The following is a 15,327-nucleotide window of genomic DNA, read 5'->3' as shown; positions in this document are numbered from 1 at the left end:
GCGCACACCATTGCCATCGTCAACGTGAGTGCCGCAGGCGCACAGTCTGCAGCCTCGGCGGCGTTGACGATTGATATCGACGCGGTGAAGGAAACGCCTGCCCTGATCGACCTGGCTGCGACCAGCGACAGTGGTGGCAGCAACACCGACAACATCACCAACGTCACCAGGCCTGTCTTCAGCGTTGGCCCGCTGCCCAAGGCCGGTGATGTGTTCAACCTCTATGTCAACGGCAGCAAGGTCGCCGCGACGTATGACGCTGCCACAGGCTCGCTGACCCCTGTCACAGCCCTGGCTGCGGCCACACACAGCATCACCTACTCGCTCACCAATGCCGCCGGGGTGGAGTCGGCCCGCTCGCCTGCACTGAGCCTGGTCATCGACACCACGACGCCCACGACCAATCTCAACAGCTTTGCCTCTCGGTTGACCACAGCCACTGACCTGGGCCTGAGCAACAGCGACGGCATCACCTCCAACAACAAGCCCAGCCTCTCCAACCAGGCGCTGACCACCGCCCAGTTTGGTGAAGCCGGTGCCGTGGGCACGGCGGACTTGTTTGTCAATGGCGTCAAGGTGGCCTCGGTGTGGGACAAGGTCGCGGGCACCCTCACCCCCGTCAACGCGCTGCCCGATGGTGCGCACACGCTGAGCTTCACCCGCACCGACTCGGCTGGCAACGAGACCACGGTCAGCACCCAGAGCTACCGCATCACCGTGGACACCAGCACGCCGGTGGCCCCCACGCTGACGCCCGACATGCTGGCCACCGCCGACAGCGGCAGCAGCAACAGCGACAACATCACCAGCAACACGCGCCCTGGCTTTGTGGTGGGCGACCCGCTGCCCGGCGGGCGCATCGACTTGCTGGTCGACGGCGTGGTGGTGGCTGCCACCTACACCGCCAGCACCAAGACGCTAACGCCTAACGTCGCTTTGAGCGAAGGCGCGCACACCATTGCCATCGTCAACGTGAGTGCCGCAGGCGCACAGTCTGCAGCCTCGGCGGCGTTGACGATTGATATCGACGCGGTGAAGGAAACGCCTGCAACAGCCCCAGACCTGGCGGACGCCAGCGACTCCGGGAGCAGCACGACCGACAACATTACCAACTTGACGCGCCCAGGCTTCGTGGTGGGCAACCTCCCCAAGGCTGGTGATGTCGCTAATCTCTATGTGAATGGCGTCAAGGTCGCCGCCACTTACGACGCCCTGAGTGGCACGCTGACGCCGAACAGCGCCTTGACCGCTGCGACACACACCATCACCTGGTCGGTCACGAACGCCGCCGGGGTGGAGTCAGCGCGCTCTGCCGGCTTGAGCATCACCATCGACACCACAGCACCCACCACGCCGGTGGCTTTGGATCTGCAAGCCGCCAGTGACACGGGCGCCAGCAACACCGACAACATCACGGCCAACAACCTACCCAGCTTCACGGTGGGCACCGTCGCAGCCACCGACAGTGTGAGCCTATGGGTCGATGGCGCGCAGGTACCTTCGACCTTTGACTTTGCCAGCCGCACCATCACCGCGACACAGGCCTTGTCCGACGGCGTGCATCAAGTCAGCATCAAGGTAACCGACGCTGCGGGCAATGTGTCGTTGGCCTCTGTCAGCTTGAAGGTGGACATCCGTACACAAGCGCCTCTGCCCTTGACGGCCCCTGACTTGCTGGCTTCCTCTGACACGGCTGGCAACGATTCCGACGACCTCACCAGTGTCAACCAGCCGGTCTTCAAAGTGCCCGCAGCACCGGCCAATTGCACAGCCGTCCTGTATGTAGACGGGATCAAGATCAACGCAACTTATAACGCCCAGGCCTTGACACTCAAGCCCGTCGGCGTACTGAGCGAAGGTAATCACCTGATTACCTATGCTTGGGTGGACAGCGCCACGGGTGCCGAGTCGCAACTCTCGCCTCCGCTGCCCATGCGCATTGCATTCAGCCCCGTTGTGGCCGGCAGCGAAGGCAATGATGCCTTGGTCGCCGCGGTCGACAGCGATGAAACGATCGTCAACCGAAACTTGGGTGGTGGCGTCACCATTGATACGGTCCAAACACCGACCTTCGATCAGGCCTTCATTGCACTGGGTGGCAACGATTTGGTCCAAGCCGGAGACGGCGGAGACTGGGTCGATCTGGGGGCCTCCGGCAACTCGGTGCACTCGGGAACGGGCCAAGCCGTCACCACAGCCAACGTGGCGCAAACCGTGCTGATGTCTGAAGAAGACTGGAAGATGGTCGACTCCTTCGGTAACTTTGCGACCGGCATCACCGCCAACAGCGCAAGCGACGCCAAGTCCATCAACGGCTGGGCCAACGTCGCCAACGGCGGCTGGGGTCAAGATGTGGTGAAGGGCGGTGCCGGTGTTGACCTGGTGTACGGCAGCTTCGACAACGACTACATCGACGGCGGCGCTGGCATTGATGGCCTGCGGGGTGGCAATGGCGACGACACCTTGGTCGGCGGCGCCGGCAACGACGTGCTGCGCGGCGACGACGGCAGTGATACCTTCTACTGGCGCGGCTCCGACAAAGGCAACACCGGTGCACCTGAGCGCGATCAGATCCTAGACTTTTCTTCGTTGAATTTCGCCGAAGGCGGGGATGTCCTGGACTTGCGTGATCTTCTGGTGGGCGAGGCTTTTGGCCCGAACGGTACGGTGGGCAATTTGGCCAACTACTTGGAGTTCGACACCAGCAGCAACCCAGGGACTACGCTGATTCACGTCTCTAGCAAGGGCCAGTTCACCAACGGTGCCTACAGCGCCGCCGCTGAAGACCTGACCATTAGCCTCAACGGCGTAGATCTGCGAAGTGCATTGGATCTGACGGCGCAGGCCACCGATGCGCAGTTGATTGAAGAGTTGCTCAAGCGCGGTAACCTGATTGCGGGCGGTTAACGCCAAGGCGGCTGGGAGCCGCCGCCAGCACCTAGAATGCGGCATTGCACATTTTTTGAGCTGGAGAAAGCAATGCTAGACGGTCGGGATGATGACACGCGCGTCGGCCTGTGGGTCACACTGGGTTTGGTCACTTTGGTGGTGGTAGCGCTGGTGGGCGGTGTCGTTGTGCGACACCTCAAAGGCAGCAAAGCCCCGGCACCGGCCGTGGTCACGGCACCTGCTGAGGTGCTGCTGGAAGGCCCGCTGACGGGCGAGCTGACTGGCACGCTGTATTTCGCCTCTGGTGGCGCTGACCTGCCTGCGGAGGCACAAGCCGAGTTGGCCAGTGTCAAGGCGGCAGTGGAGGCCGCACCCACCCGCAAGCTGGTGCTGTCGGGCTTTCATGACACCACCGGCGATCCGGCCATGAATGCCGAATTGGCCAAGAAGCGCGCCATTGCCGTGCGCGAGGCACTCAAGGCTGCCGGGGTTGACGGTGCACGCATTCAATTGCGCAAGCCTGAAAGCACCACTGGCGATGGACGCCCCGAGCATGCTCGCCGCGTTGAGATTCGCTTGGTCGACTGAAACCCTGCCCCTCCTCTGCAGCCGCCCGTTCACGGGCGGTTGTTTTTTCTGGGCACTGCATGGCCGGCATTCATATCACTGACATTGAGTCCGCCATCAATTGGTGGCGCAACAGGTCTCCCTCAGACGACGGCATCGTGGCCTGTGCAGAGGTTCGCGCCTTGGCGGAAATCTATGCCTTGATGGTGTACTACCGCGAGCCCGAGGCGGATGAAGACACCATGCCCCCCCGAGCCCGAGAGGCCTGGCTGGCTTGGTATCAGCACACGCCCGATGCCCCGTGCATCGCCATCTGCTCCACGGCCCAAGGTGACCCTTTGTGCAAGGGCTGCGGCCGCACTGAAGACGAAGTGCAGCATTGGCCGGTGATGAGCCCCGGAGAGAAGCGGCAAGTGTGGCGCCGCATCACCCTGGAAGCCAAGGCCTGGCGCTTCAACCGCTATGCCGAACGGGCTCGGGAGGGTGCCTTGGCAGCTCAAGCAGGCTCTGGCGCGCCAGCGTCTGACTCAGCCCCAGCCCCGCATGCCTGAGACCGCAGTGGCCCACACGCCCAGCCGCTTTGGTGACAACCTCGGCCGCATCTTGAAGCAGGCTTGGCCGGTGTTTGTGGGCTCGATTGCCGTGCTGGCCTATGGCACGGTGGACACCTTGCTTGTCGCCCGGGTTTCACCGGAAGACTTGGCCGCCCTGGCCATCGGCATGTCGGTCTACATCACCATCTTCATCGGCTTCATGGGGGTGGTGCTGGCCATCTCACCCACGGTCGGTCAACTTTATGGTGCCCGGAAACTCCGCGCAGCCGGAGAGCAGGTGCATCAAGCGGTGTGGGTCGCCTTGGGGCTTTCGCTGCAGGGCAGCAGCTTGCTCTTGTTCCCAGAGCCGCTCTTGGCCCTGGCCCAGCCTACGGCAGAAGTCCGCGCCAAAGTCCAGGCCTATCTGTCGGCCCTGGCAGTGTCTTTGCCTGCGGCCCTGCTTTTCACCGTCTATCGCGGTTTCAACACCGCCATTTCTCGGCCCAAGGCCGTGATGGTGCTGCAACTATTGGGCTTGTTGGTGAAGATCCCGCTGTCCACCGTGGCGGTCTTGGGCTTGCCCGCCTGGGGGCTCCCGGCATTGGGCGTGCAGGGCTGCGGCTGGGCCACTGCCGTGGCCATGTGGAGCCAGTTGGCCCTGGCCTGGTGGTGGATGCGCCGCGACAGCCACTACCAGCCCTTTGAGCTGTGGGCGCGTGGCCTGCACGCGCCGCATGCGGCCTCCCTCAAGGCACTGCTGCGTCTGGGAGTTCCCATGGGCATGAGCATCTTGGTGGAGGTCACGGGCTTCAGCTTCATGGCTTTGTTCATCGCCCGCACCGGCGCTTTGGCGGTGGCCGGACATCAAGTGGCCATCAATGTCGTGACGCTGATGTTCATGATGCCCATGGCCGTTGCCAATGCCACCAGCACCTTAGTGGCCCAGCGTGTAGGCGCAGCCGATGTGGCGGATGCTCGGCGCTTGGGCTGGCACGGCTTGCTGCTGGGCGCGGGCATTGCCACCGCCGTGGGCCTGATGGTGCATTTGAGCCAGCGGCAGATTGTGGCGCTCTACACGCCTGACGCCGCCATTGCGGCAGCCGCCCTGCCCTTGCTGACCTGGGTGGCCTTGTTCCATGTGGCCGATGCCACCCAAACCGTTGCCGCCTTTGTGCTGCGCGCCTGGCGTGTGGCCACCGTGCCCATGCTGATCTATGTGGCCGCCCTCAGTGGCGTGGGCTTGGGGGGCGGCTATGTGCTGGCCTTCAATGTGCCGGGCAATGTCCCGGCATCTTGGCAAGGCGCCCAGGGCTTTTGGATCAGCAGCACACTGGGGCTGATGATTGCGGCGGTGGCGATGGTCAGCCTGATGGCCTGGACCTTGCGGTCCAAAGGCCAGAACCTCAAGCCTGTGGCAGCCTGATCACAAAGCAGCTGCCGCCGCCCGAATTGGGCTCGCAAAACACGCTGCCTTGGTGGCGCTGGGCGATCTGCTTGACCAGCGAGAGCCCCAAGCCCACGCCACCTTCGCGCTCGGCATGGCCCGGCATGCGATAGAAGGGCTCGAAGATTTTCTCGCGCTGATCTTCGGGCACACCCGGGCCGCGGTCACACACCCGAATGTCCACAAAACCGGGCTTTGGAGATGGCTGCACCTGCAGCAACACTTCATCACCAGCATAGCGCCGCGCGTTCTCTAGGAGGTTGCGCACTGCGCGGCGCAGCAAACGCTCGTTGCCCCATATCGGGTCGTTGTCCCCTTGCAGCGGCACATCCAGCCGAGCGCCTTCTTCGGCCAGCAAAGCCATCAGGTCGATGCGGTCGCGCACATCCACCGCCGCACCGGCGTCCAGGCGGCTGGAAAGCAGCACCTCTTCGACCAGCGCATCCAACTCCGACACATTGGTGTCGATCTCTGTCTTCAAAGACGCCCTCTGCGCAGGCCCAGCCGACTCAAACATCTCCACCGCCATGCGCAAGCGCGCCAGGGGCGAACGCAGTTCATGGCTGGCATTCGCGAGCAGGCGTTGATGGGTTTGCACCAGGGTCTCTATGCGCTCTGCTGCGCGGTTAAAGCTATGGGCCACGGCGGCCACTTCATCGCTGCCTTCGGCCTGAATGCGGTGGTGCAAGGCTCCGGCGCCGAAGGCCTCCACGCCCTGCTGCAGCAACTCCAACCGGCGCGTCAGGCTGCGCACAATCGGCCAAGCCCCTGCGGCCACGCCCAAGAACAGCAGGCCCAGCAGCAGCAGCAAACTCAAGCTGGCAGGCCAATCCGGGGGCACCGCCACAGGTAAGCCCAAAAAGGTGGGGCGATCCGGGCTTGCAGCCGCCCGATTAGCCCCTTCTGCCCCAAGCCCAGCCTGACCCGCTTCCGGGGCGTCCAAATCTCTGGCTTTACGCCCACCAGGTCGAACCAGCCAAAGCGTGCGGCCATCGTCCAGCCGAATAGCGACGACGCGACTCAATCCACCGGGCTCTACCTCCCGTCGCATGAAGGAGTCTGATGCGCCGATGCGCGCGCCACCCGGTGCATCCAGCGCCAAGGGCAAGCGCAGACGACGGGACCATTCTTTGAGGGCATCGGCCTGCGATTGCGGCGTCTCCCAGGCCTCAGGCAGAGAGCCCTGCAGCAACTCGCCCCAGGCAGCCATGCGCTCGGCCACTTGCGCATCGGAGCGCACACGCTCCTGATCCAAATGCCGCTGAACCAACCAGCCCGACGCCAGCGCAAACAGCGCCAGCGCCGCCACCACCGTGAGCCAAATCCGCAGGTAAAGAGATTTCAATCGCCGTCCTGCTTGCGGGCAAAGACATAGCCCGAGCCGCGCACGGTCAGCACCCGCTTGGGCGTCTTGGGGTCTTCTTCAATGACGGCGCGAATCCGCGAGATGTGCACATCGATGGAGCGATCAAAGGCCTCCAGCGGATGGCCCTTGAGCGCATCCATGATCTGGTCGCGGGTCAGCACCCGACCGGGGCTTTGCGCCAGTACCACCAGCAAGTCGAACTGATGACCGGTCAGGTCGCAGCGCTGGCCTTGCAAGCGGGCTTCGCGCGCGCCCAGGTCAATCTCCAGGTGGCCAAAGCGCAGCACGTCGTCATCGGCGGCCTCGGGCGTGGCGCGGCGCAACAGGGCTTTGACGCGGGCCAGTAACTCGCGGGGCTCAAAGGGCTTGGGCAGATAGTCGTCGGCGCCAATCTCCAGGCCAATGATGCGGTCAGTGGGCTCGCCGCGCGCCGTCAACATCAGCAAGGGCAGGCGCCGCGTGCGGGCGTCTGCGCGCAGCTCTCGGGTCAGGTCCAGACCATCGCCGTCCGGCAGCATCAGGTCCAGCACCAAGGCGTCGTAGTTGGTTTGGCGCAGGCGCTCACGGCCTTGGGCCAGGCTGCCGGCAGCGTCCACCTCATAGCCGTGGCCGCGCAGGTAGTCGCCCACCATGCTGGTCAGGCGCGCATCATCATCAATCAACAACAGCTTGGCCGTCATGGTGTCCAGCGAAGAATCTCGGCCGCCAAAGGCAAACGGGTTGCTGCGGACCGTGGTCATGGAAGGGTGCATGGTAGTGCTCAAAAGCAAAGTTGACAGCCCCCAAAGCGGGACTGCTGTGTACTCTGCACGAGCCATGTGAGCCCTCAGTCACCTGCTTGTAAAGATGGGTGAATTGATCAGCCTTGATCAGCCTTTGACACTGGGCTGGCGATCAAAAAAACAGCCAGCACGCCGCCTCAGGCCCAAAGTGAGGCTGTGGATGATCGCAATGGCGATGTTGCTGATGACCAAGAGGTCAGCGACCGCATGGCCGCTTGGCACGTGATCGAATCACACTAAGCCTTATAAAAAATAGGGTTTCTGTGCAGCCACTCTGACCAAATCAGAAACAAGCCCGCCTCTAACGAGAGAAAACCGCAAACCCGAGTGAAATGAATGTTACCGAGCGAGTATCTTGCTCCTCGAAACGCTGGCTTGGAAATCCAGTGAAGATCGGGAATCTATTCAAATGGGGAGTTCGTTTCAAAGTACTCAGCAAGTTCGAAGTTGCAAGGGCCGTACTCGATGCGCGCGCATTAAAGTCCGGCGCACTCGGTGTGGCACTTCTGCCTGTCTTCAAGTGCGGCCTTCACGCCGAACACCTTGCACCGAGATTCAGGATCTTTCCTTATGCGCTCACATCAGCTGTCCTACGTGTTCGATGAGTAACGAAGCCATGAAGACCACTACAAGCACTTTGGTGAAGCCAGGGGTGCTGTCCACCATCGGCAGGACGCCCTTGATTCGGCTAGATAACTTGTTTGCGGGCAGCGGGCTTGAAGTCTTTGCAAAGCTGGAGGCCTTTAACCCGGGCGGCTCGATGAAAGACCGACCCGCCCTCCGCATGGTCCAGGAGGCCTTGGCTGCGGGCACTTTGGAGCCTGATTCGGTCATTGTGGAGTCCAGCTCCGGCAATTTGGCGATCGGACTAGCGCAAGTCGCTTGTGCTCTGGGGCTGCGTTTGATCGTGGTGGTTGACCCGAAGATCACCCAAGCCAATCTGAAGATCTTGAGAGCCTATGGCGTGCAGATTGATACCGTCAATACGCCAGATCCAGAGACCGGGGAATACCTGTCAGCGCGTCGAAAGCGTGTGAGCCACTTGCTGGCCAGCATACCGGGGGCCATCAACCTGAATCAGTATGCCAACCCCGACAACCCTGCCGCTCATCGCATCGGCACGGCCAGTGAGATCCTGGATGCCCTGGAGAACAGTGTGGATGTCCTGTTGGTGTCGGTCAGCACCTGCGGCAGTCTCAAAGGAGTTAGGCAGGCCTTGCGCGAGCGCAGCTTATCGCCGCAGTTACTGGCGGTGGACGCGGCTGGCTCTGTCATCTTCGGTCAACGCGGACCACGCCTACTTGCCGGCCATGGCGCTGGCATCATGCCCGAGCACATGAGCGACGACCTGGCCGACGAAGGTGTCTTGGTGACTGATGCAGACTGCGTGGCCGGTTGCCGAGCATTGGTTCGGCGCGAAGCCATTTTGGCCGGTGCGTCGAGTGGCGGTATCGTCGCGGCCATGGCTCGCCTGCGTCATCGCTGGGCACCCGGCACCCGGGTGGCCGCCATCTTTCCCGATCGCGGCGAACGATATCTGGACACCGTTTTCGATGATGCTTGGTGCATGCGTCACTTCGGTGGTGTGCCGCCACTGTTTGAACCGACTGAACAAAACTCCTGATGCAAACCTCAACCCCCTACTCCCGCGAGCTCACGCTGCTGGGGCTCAATGACGTGGCCGCTCAACTGCAGGGCCAAGAGCTGGCCCTGATCGACTTGGCCGCTCAGGCTTATGTCACCCACAGCCGAGGTGACTCTCGCCTGCCGCAGTCTGAGTATCTTCGCTTCCCCAACTTAGAGCGCGAGCGCATCATTCCCAAGGCGGGCTACCTGGGGGGTGCTCACCCGGCTGCCGGCATTAAGTGGATCTCTTCATTCCCAGACAACGTGGGCCGAGGCATGCCACGAGCCTCTGCGCTCATCATTCTCAATAGCGTGCAGGATGGCCGACCGACCACCGTCATGGAAGGCTCGCTCATCAGTGGTCAGCGCACCGCAGCCTCCGCCGCTTTGGCAGCCCGCCTGCTGCATCAGGGCGACAGAGTCAAACGATTCGGACTGGTCGGTTGCGGCCCCATCAATCGGGAGGTGCTTCGCTTTGTGTTGGCTGACCGACGGCCCATTGATGGACTGGGCCTGTTCGATCTCGACTCAGCACGCGCCGAGGCCTTTGCACAGGAAGCCCGTGAAGCCGGATTTACCAAGTCGATCGAGCAGTTCGGCTCGGCCGATGATCTTCTCGCCGACTGCGAACTGGTCAGCTTTGCCACCTCGGCCGTCGTACCAAGCGTGAGCACTTTGTCCATGTGCCCTCCGAACAGCACGATCCTGCATGTCTCCTTGCGTGACTTTACGCCGGAGGCGATCTTGGAAGCGGACAACATTGCTGATGATGTCGAGCATGTGCTGCAAGCGAACACCTCGCTGCATCGAACCCAGCAACTATTGGGGCACAGCGACTTTCTCCGCGGGACGCTGGCCCAAGTCATTGAAGGGATGACCCCAGCCCGGGCGGGCGGCCGGCCGGTGATGTTCAATCCCTTTGGCTTGGCCGCGCTAGACCTCGCTTTCGCAGAGTTTGTGGCCCGTACCTGCAGAGCAGCCGGGCGCGGTGCCGTCATTCCCGACTTCTTGCCGTGACCAAAACGATGATGAACAACAGCGCAATGATGTCGCCCTGGGCTGGATTTCAAGCCGCTTGTCAGGCCAACCCTGACGCCACAGCCCTGGAGATCGCTGACCAGCAGTGGACTTACAAGGACATCGACGTCTGGTGTGGTCGCCTGATGGGCGCATTACTCGACGTGCTTCAAGACAAGGACAGGCCCCAGAAGGTGGCCGTGCTGGCCTCGCGCTCGCTCACAGCGTATGCGGGCAGCTTGGCCGTGTTAGCGCTGGGCGCGACCCACGTGGCCCTGAACCCGGCCTACCCCCCTGAGCGCAATGCTGCGATCCTGAGGCGCGCAGGCATTTCCACAATTCTGGTTGGGCCTGAAGGCCTAGCCCTTGTCGAACCGCTGGCTGCGCTGCTGGGCACTCCCGTCACAGTGCTGGCACCCCTGTCGTGCTTTGAGCCTCAAGCACTAGGTATTCAGCGCGTCTATGACGAACGGCACTTCGCCAAGGCCCGTCGCCCTGCCTCGCTGCCTGAGCCTGCGGATGACGCTGCCGCCTACATTGTGTTCACCAGCGGAAGCACGGGTGAGCCCAAAGGCGTGGTCATCACCCAGCGCAACCTGGCGGTCTATATGCGGAACTTTCGCCAATTGGCACCACCGCTGGCGGCAGACAGGGTCGCAACGACTTACGAGTTGACTTTTGATGTCGCGCTCCATGACCTGCTCAATGCATGGTGGAGTGGTGCAACGCTGGTTGTGATGCCCGAGCGCGCCATGCTGGCACCGGCTCGGTTCATTCTCGACAAGCAGATCACCTATTGGTTCTCGGTGGCATCTTTCGCCCTGATCCTGCAAAAGCAGGGCTTGTTGAGGGCCGGCATTTTCAGTCGTTTGCGGGTCAGCTTGCTGTGCGGTGAAGCCTTGCCCAAGGCCACAGCCATGGCCTGGTCTGAAGCCGCCCCAGCAAGTGTTCTGTACAACGTGTATGGCCCCACCGAGACCACCATGGAGTTGTCCTTTTATCGCTGGCAAACCGGCGTCTCCGAAGAGGCCTGCCTCCGCGGCGTGGTGCCTATTGGCATCCCCTTTGCCGACCACCAGCACCTCTTGCTGGATGAGTTTGGCCAAGAAGTTATCGGTAATGGCGAGGGTGAGTTGTATCTCTGCGGGCCACAGGTGGGGCCGGGTTACCTGGGCGATGCCCAGCGCACAGCCGAGACCTTTGTCGCGCTTGAAGGACGACCTGGCGTTTGGTACAAGACTGGCGACCGCGTGGAGCGCGATGCCATGGGGGTGTACCACTTCATCAGCCGCGTCGATTTCATGGTCAAGATCAGGGGCAACCGCATCGAGCTGGGCGAGGTTGAACACGGCCTCAGAGAAGCCTCCGGGGTGGACTTGGTAGCGGTGATCCCCTTGCCCGCGCTAGACGGCATGGCGCAAGGCTTGGTGGGTTTTGTGAGCGCCCCTTGTCAGTACACGGGTGCAGCGTTGCGGGACCGCATGATCACGCTGCTGCCGAAGGCCATGCTGCCCGATGAGATACGGATCCTGGAAGACTTTCCCCTTAACGCCAATCGCAAAGTCGATCGTTCAGCACTGGCAGCCTTGTTGCGGTCATGAATGAAGAAGCCTCCACCATTCGGCTTCGGGAGGTCACGCCAGACGATCACGCAGCCATCCAAGCACTGTTCCGAGAAAACGCATGGCCACTGCGCAGCCGGGAGGGTTGGGATTGGGCCTTCGCACATAACCCCTCGCGCCAAGCCATAGAGGCGCCTCTTGGCTGGATGTTGACCAAAGGGGACGACATTGGCGGCTTTCTCGGCAATTTGCCGCAGACCTATTGGTGGCAAGGGCAGCGGTTCATGGCAGCGACCTGTACCTCCTACCTGGTGCGCCCCGATTGGCGGGCATGCAGCGTCGGTCTGCTTCGGGCCTTCTTTGTCCAGCCTCACGTTCAGTGTGTTTTCACAACAACCGCCACGGAACAGAGTGCTCAGCTCTACAAGCTCTTTAAGGCCAAGCCTTGGACGCCACTGGGCACAGACAAGCGCCTGTTATGGATCGCCTCCGACAAGGCCTTCCTGGCGCATACCCTTGGACGCCTTTCTCCCAACCGTCTGCTGGCACGGACAGGCGCCACACTGGCTTCGGTCTTGAAGCCCCTACGCCGGCTGACTGGCTTGGCCACCGTGCCAAAGGCAACCGGTTTCGCAGGCCAGCCGGTGGAAATCATGGCCGACAACACTGAGCAGCTTGACGCTCGATTTGAGCGCTTCTGGCAGGATTTGCTGCAGAGAGAGGGGCTGCAACTCGACCGCTCTCCGAGTATGTTGGCCTGGCGACTGGCCGACCCGGACCTGCGCGGTCGATCCGCTTTGCTCGCCCTGATCGGCACCGATGGCGAGGTGCTCGGCGTGTCGCAAGTGCTGGCGGTGACGAATCGACCGCACAGAATTCCAAGGTTGCAGATATTGGATTGGGTGATGAGCGAAAGCGCACCTGAGGCCGCCAGAGACGCGCTGCTGCAGGCTGTGTTGGCTTGGGCCGAAGTGCGCCAGTTGCCTCTCATTGAGGCCGCCCGCTTTTCCGGCCTAGCGTTCGAACAACTCCGTGGAGCCAACGCTCATCAAGCCCCGCTGCACACCGGCAGCCACTGGGTGCGCGTGAGTGCGAAAGCCCTGCCGGCCGATCTGATCAATCCCCAATCATGGCCCATAACGAACGTCGATGGCGACGACTGGTTTGGCGTCACCGACTTCGACACCCAGACTTAAGGCAACTTGCAAAACCGTGAGGTCAAACGGTCGCTCGTGCCAGAGCACGGCTGAGGTCATCGGCGGTCACGACTTCAGAAGGATCAAACACCAACATATCCACTTCGCAGCCGAGTTCACCTTCGATCAAAGCCACCAGGTCAATCAGCGCCAGACTGTCAATCAAATTGCTCTCGAACACAGCGTCCTGGAGACTTGGAGTACCAGAGCGGCCCAACGCGGTATGTCTTTGGGTCAGAAACCCGGCGACGATTCTTGCAATGGCGGCTTCCTGGGACATAAGCAGGTGCAGTAGGGAAGTTCAGCGATCGGCCGAGCGCTCAAAAGGCCTGATTGACCGCCCCAAGCCCTTGATGAGGTTGAGCGTGAATCCTGGGCCAAGGCTGCCAAGACTCAGCGCGTGGGCCGAGCAGATCAACGACTTGGGCCTTGATTTGGCGGAGAGGGAGGGATTCGAACCCTCGGTACGGGGATACCGTACGCCTGATTTCGAGTCAGGTACATTCGACCACTCTGCCACCTCTCCTGATTCGGTGTTCACCGGTCGATTTTGGTGAAGCTGCGCATTCTAGCCGATTTCTGAAGGGCTTGTGCCCACTGTGCGGCACACGATTCTTGCTTGATCTCACAATCAAGGCTTCGCTGCTGCTTGCCTCACGCCCCATGCGCCACAGCCCCCGCCCTCATCACCATACGCTCAACCGCCGCCAGGTGTTGGCCACATCGGTCGCTGCCGGGGCCAGCCTGCCAAGCCTGGCTCAAAGCTCAGGTCAGCATGCGATCGAGGTGGAGGTCAAAGTGCAAGAGCTGCTGCACGCGGCCAACCCTTTGCTCGTGGGCAGCAACACGCCTTGGGTTTACGGCAGTGAAGGTCTGATGGACCACGACGGCCAATGGCGTGATGGCCCGGCCAACTGCGCCAAAGAGCTGGCGCCCACCGTGCTGCGCTACCCCGGCGTGCCTGACACCTACCACTGGAAGCAAGGCCTTGGCCCAGCCGTCCAACGCAAACCAGTGTTCGCCTACCCTGGCCAGCCCTTGCAAAAGATCTTCTACGGCACGATCGAATTCTTGGAAGCCTGCGAACATGTCGGCGCGCAGCCCTTGATCGAGCTGAACATGCACCAAGGCAATGATGCTGAACTGGCGCAGCAGGCGGCCGAATGGGTGCGCTTCATCAACAAACAAACCCATATCTCGCGCCTGACTGGCAAGCCGCTGCCCAAAGCCATCTACTGGGAGCTGGGCAATGAGCCCTATGTGATGGAGCGCAACCACCCGCTTTACCTGAAGACCGAGCACTTTGCCCGGCGCGTCAACGCCGTGCTGGCCGCCATCAAGGCCGTCGACCCCAGCATCAAGGTGGGCCTGCCGTTTGCGCTAGACACCTACTCTGGCAGGCCGTGGCGGCCCAACAGCGAAATGGCCACCGTGGTGGGCGAGCACCTGGGCTGGGCCAAGAAGATGTTTGACGGCATCGAGCGCCCCCAAGACCTCAGCTTTTTGGCGGTGCACTGGTACATGCCGCTGATCACCGGCCCCACCAATGCCGAGGGCTACCCTGTGGCGCTGGGCAGCGATGAGCAGCTTTACTGGGGCGCTGCCGCCGGCAGCGAAACCCTGCGCCGCGTGCCCGGCTTGATCAACGACCTATGGCGCCAGCACCCCAAGACCGCCAAGCTGCCGCTGCCGCGCATTGGCGTGACGGAGTACAACAGCTACTTCACCTCCACCCGCATCAAAGACAAAGAGATTCGCCAAAACGGCTATGTGATGACGCAAGGGGGTGCGCTGTTTGTGGCGGATCTCTTGCGCATGATGGCCCATGAGCCGCAGATGGAGTTGGGCGCGCACTGGTCGCTCAACGGCAATTGGATCTTCGGCGCTTTTGACGTGCTGACCCAGGCCAACCCACCGCCCGTGCGGCCGGCCTTTCATGCCTTGAAGATGTTCCGCCGCTTGCTGGCGGGCGGGCACATTGTGGCCAGCCAGGTCAAGGTGGAAGCTACGACCAAGGCCACCGGCATCAGCTTTTCAGCACCGTGGCCGAACATGCCGCTGGCCAGTGCCGTGGCTGCACGCCAAGGCAAAACCGTGCAGGTGGTGGTGATCAACAAAGACCCAGCACGCTCAGGCGCCATCAAGCTGAGCCTGCCGGGCGTTCAGGTGCAAAGCGCCCAGGTCGAGCAAGTCCAGGCCAAAGCCTTGTTCGACAGCCCCGGGCTGCCCGAGGCCTCGACTTTGGTGAAGGCCGAGGTACAGGTTGACGCCAAGCGAGGCACCGTGCAGTGGCAGATGGGGCCCGCCAGCTACGGGCTGGCGACCCTCAACCTGGCGTGACCGTC

The 15,327-nt window shown here is 62.1% G+C and carries 12 protein-coding genes and 1 tRNA gene; 9 read left to right on the top strand and 4 right to left on the bottom strand.

Annotated features, from left to right (window positions below; genetic code table 11):
• The 4 genes from ACIQ3Q_RS19055 to ACIQ3Q_RS19040 form a co-directional block, all read left to right on the top strand.
• Positions 1–2,907, top strand: a 2,907-nt coding sequence (locus ACIQ3Q_RS19055) for an Ig-like domain-containing protein (protein WP_396270775.1), incomplete at its 5' end; no start/stop codon positions are given.
• Positions 2,908–2,979: 72 nt separating this feature from the next.
• On the top strand, positions 2,980–3,477 hold the full coding sequence (locus ACIQ3Q_RS19050) for an OmpA family protein (RefSeq protein ID WP_396270774.1): 498 nt from the start codon (positions 2,980–2,982) through the stop codon (positions 3,475–3,477).
• Positions 3,478–3,536: 59 nt separating this feature from the next.
• The gene (locus ACIQ3Q_RS19045; protein ID WP_396270773.1) at positions 3,537–4,007 is read left to right on the top strand and encodes a DUF3717 domain-containing protein; all 471 of its coding nucleotides are present in this window, start codon (positions 3,537–3,539) and stop codon (positions 4,005–4,007) included.
• The gene (locus tag ACIQ3Q_RS19040) at positions 4,000–5,412 is read left to right on the top strand and encodes an MATE family efflux transporter (RefSeq protein WP_396270772.1); all 1,413 of its coding nucleotides are present in this window, start codon (positions 4,000–4,002) and stop codon (positions 5,410–5,412) included. The genes ACIQ3Q_RS19045 and ACIQ3Q_RS19040 overlap by 8 nt, the downstream gene beginning before the upstream one ends.
• Here ACIQ3Q_RS19040 and ACIQ3Q_RS19035 read toward each other — a convergent pair.
• Complete coding sequence (locus ACIQ3Q_RS19035) at positions 5,393–6,778, bottom strand: ATP-binding protein (RefSeq protein WP_396270771.1); 1,386 nt, start codon at positions 6,776–6,778, stop codon at positions 5,393–5,395. The genes ACIQ3Q_RS19040 and ACIQ3Q_RS19035 overlap by 20 nt on opposite strands.
• Positions 6,775–7,479 (bottom strand): response regulator, encoded by a 705-nt coding sequence (locus tag ACIQ3Q_RS19030; protein ID WP_396270776.1) that lies wholly within the window; start codon positions 7,477–7,479, stop codon positions 6,775–6,777. The genes ACIQ3Q_RS19035 and ACIQ3Q_RS19030 overlap by 4 nt, the downstream gene beginning before the upstream one ends.
• A gap of 718 nt (positions 7,480–8,197) precedes the next feature.
• Here ACIQ3Q_RS19030 and sbnA point away from each other — a divergent pair.
• From sbnA to ACIQ3Q_RS19010, 4 genes are read left to right on the top strand one after another with little or no spacing between them, the layout of a single operon-like run.
• A complete protein-coding gene (gene sbnA, locus ACIQ3Q_RS19025; RefSeq protein WP_396270770.1) occupies positions 8,198–9,205 on the top strand; it encodes a 2,3-diaminopropionate biosynthesis protein SbnA in 1,008 nt (335 codons plus the stop codon).
• Positions 9,205–10,224, top strand: a complete 1,020-nt coding sequence (sbnB, locus tag ACIQ3Q_RS19020; protein ID WP_396270769.1) for a 2,3-diaminopropionate biosynthesis protein SbnB — start codon at positions 9,205–9,207, stop codon at positions 10,222–10,224. Before sbnA ends, sbnB begins: the two co-directional genes overlap by 1 nt.
• Positions 10,225–10,235: 11 nt before the next feature.
• On the top strand, positions 10,236–11,825 hold the full coding sequence (locus tag ACIQ3Q_RS19015; RefSeq protein ID WP_396270768.1) for an AMP-binding protein: 1,590 nt from the start codon (positions 10,236–10,238) through the stop codon (positions 11,823–11,825).
• Positions 11,822–12,982 carry a hypothetical protein gene (locus ACIQ3Q_RS19010; protein WP_396270767.1) on the top strand — a complete coding sequence of 387 codons (1,161 nt, stop codon included), beginning with the start codon at positions 11,822–11,824 and terminating at the stop codon, positions 12,980–12,982. The genes ACIQ3Q_RS19015 and ACIQ3Q_RS19010 overlap by 4 nt, the downstream gene beginning before the upstream one ends.
• 22 nt (positions 12,983–13,004) lie before the next feature.
• Here the strand turns inward: ACIQ3Q_RS19010 and ACIQ3Q_RS19005 are convergent, their stop codons facing one another.
• Both ACIQ3Q_RS19005 and ACIQ3Q_RS19000 read right to left on the bottom strand, forming a co-directional pair.
• Positions 13,005–13,262, bottom strand: coding sequence for a phosphopantetheine-binding protein (locus ACIQ3Q_RS19005; RefSeq protein ID WP_396270766.1), 258 nt, complete (start codon positions 13,260–13,262; stop codon positions 13,005–13,007).
• A gap of 155 nt (positions 13,263–13,417) precedes the next feature.
• Positions 13,418–13,508, bottom strand: a tRNA-Ser gene (locus ACIQ3Q_RS19000).
• A gap of 137 nt (positions 13,509–13,645) precedes the next feature.
• Between ACIQ3Q_RS19000 and ACIQ3Q_RS18995 the strand changes: the two genes are divergently transcribed.
• Positions 13,646–15,322: a hypothetical protein gene (locus ACIQ3Q_RS18995; protein WP_396270765.1), complete on the top strand. Its 1,677-nt coding sequence runs from the start codon at positions 13,646–13,648 to the stop codon at positions 15,320–15,322.
• Positions 15,323–15,327 lie beyond the last annotated feature (5 nt).

Source organism: Ideonella sp., from assembly GCF_044358605.1.
Classification (GTDB): domain Bacteria; phylum Pseudomonadota; class Gammaproteobacteria; order Burkholderiales; family Burkholderiaceae_C; genus Ideonella.
This window is presented reverse-complemented; position numbering and strand designations above follow the sequence as displayed.

What these genes read in the sequence shown, in the direction of transcription:
- ACIQ3Q_RS19050 (WP_396270774.1), top strand. Translation starts at nt 2,980, where the DNA reads ATGCTAGACGGTCGGGATGATGACACGCGCGTCGGCCTGTGGGTCACA.
- ACIQ3Q_RS19045 (WP_396270773.1), top strand. Translation starts at nt 3,537, where the DNA reads ATGGCCGGCATTCATATCACTGACATTGAGTCCGCCATCAATTGGTGG.
- ACIQ3Q_RS19040 (WP_396270772.1), top strand. Translation starts at nt 4,000, where the DNA reads ATGCCTGAGACCGCAGTGGCCCACACGCCCAGCCGCTTTGGTGACAAC.
- ACIQ3Q_RS19030 (WP_396270776.1), bottom strand. Translation starts at nt 7,479, where the DNA reads ATGACGGCCAAGCTGTTGTTGATTGATGATGATGCGCGCCTGACCAGC.
- sbnA (WP_396270770.1), top strand. Translation starts at nt 8,198, where the DNA reads ATGAAGACCACTACAAGCACTTTGGTGAAGCCAGGGGTGCTGTCCACC.
- sbnB (WP_396270769.1), top strand. Translation starts at nt 9,205, where the DNA reads ATGCAAACCTCAACCCCCTACTCCCGCGAGCTCACGCTGCTGGGGCTC.
- ACIQ3Q_RS19015 (WP_396270768.1), top strand. Translation starts at nt 10,236, where the DNA reads ATGAACAACAGCGCAATGATGTCGCCCTGGGCTGGATTTCAAGCCGCT.
- ACIQ3Q_RS19010 (WP_396270767.1), top strand. Translation starts at nt 11,822, where the DNA reads ATGAATGAAGAAGCCTCCACCATTCGGCTTCGGGAGGTCACGCCAGAC.
- ACIQ3Q_RS19005 (WP_396270766.1), bottom strand. Translation starts at nt 13,262, where the DNA reads ATGTCCCAGGAAGCCGCCATTGCAAGAATCGTCGCCGGGTTTCTGACC.
- ACIQ3Q_RS18995 (WP_396270765.1), top strand. Translation starts at nt 13,646, where the DNA reads ATGCGCCACAGCCCCCGCCCTCATCACCATACGCTCAACCGCCGCCAG.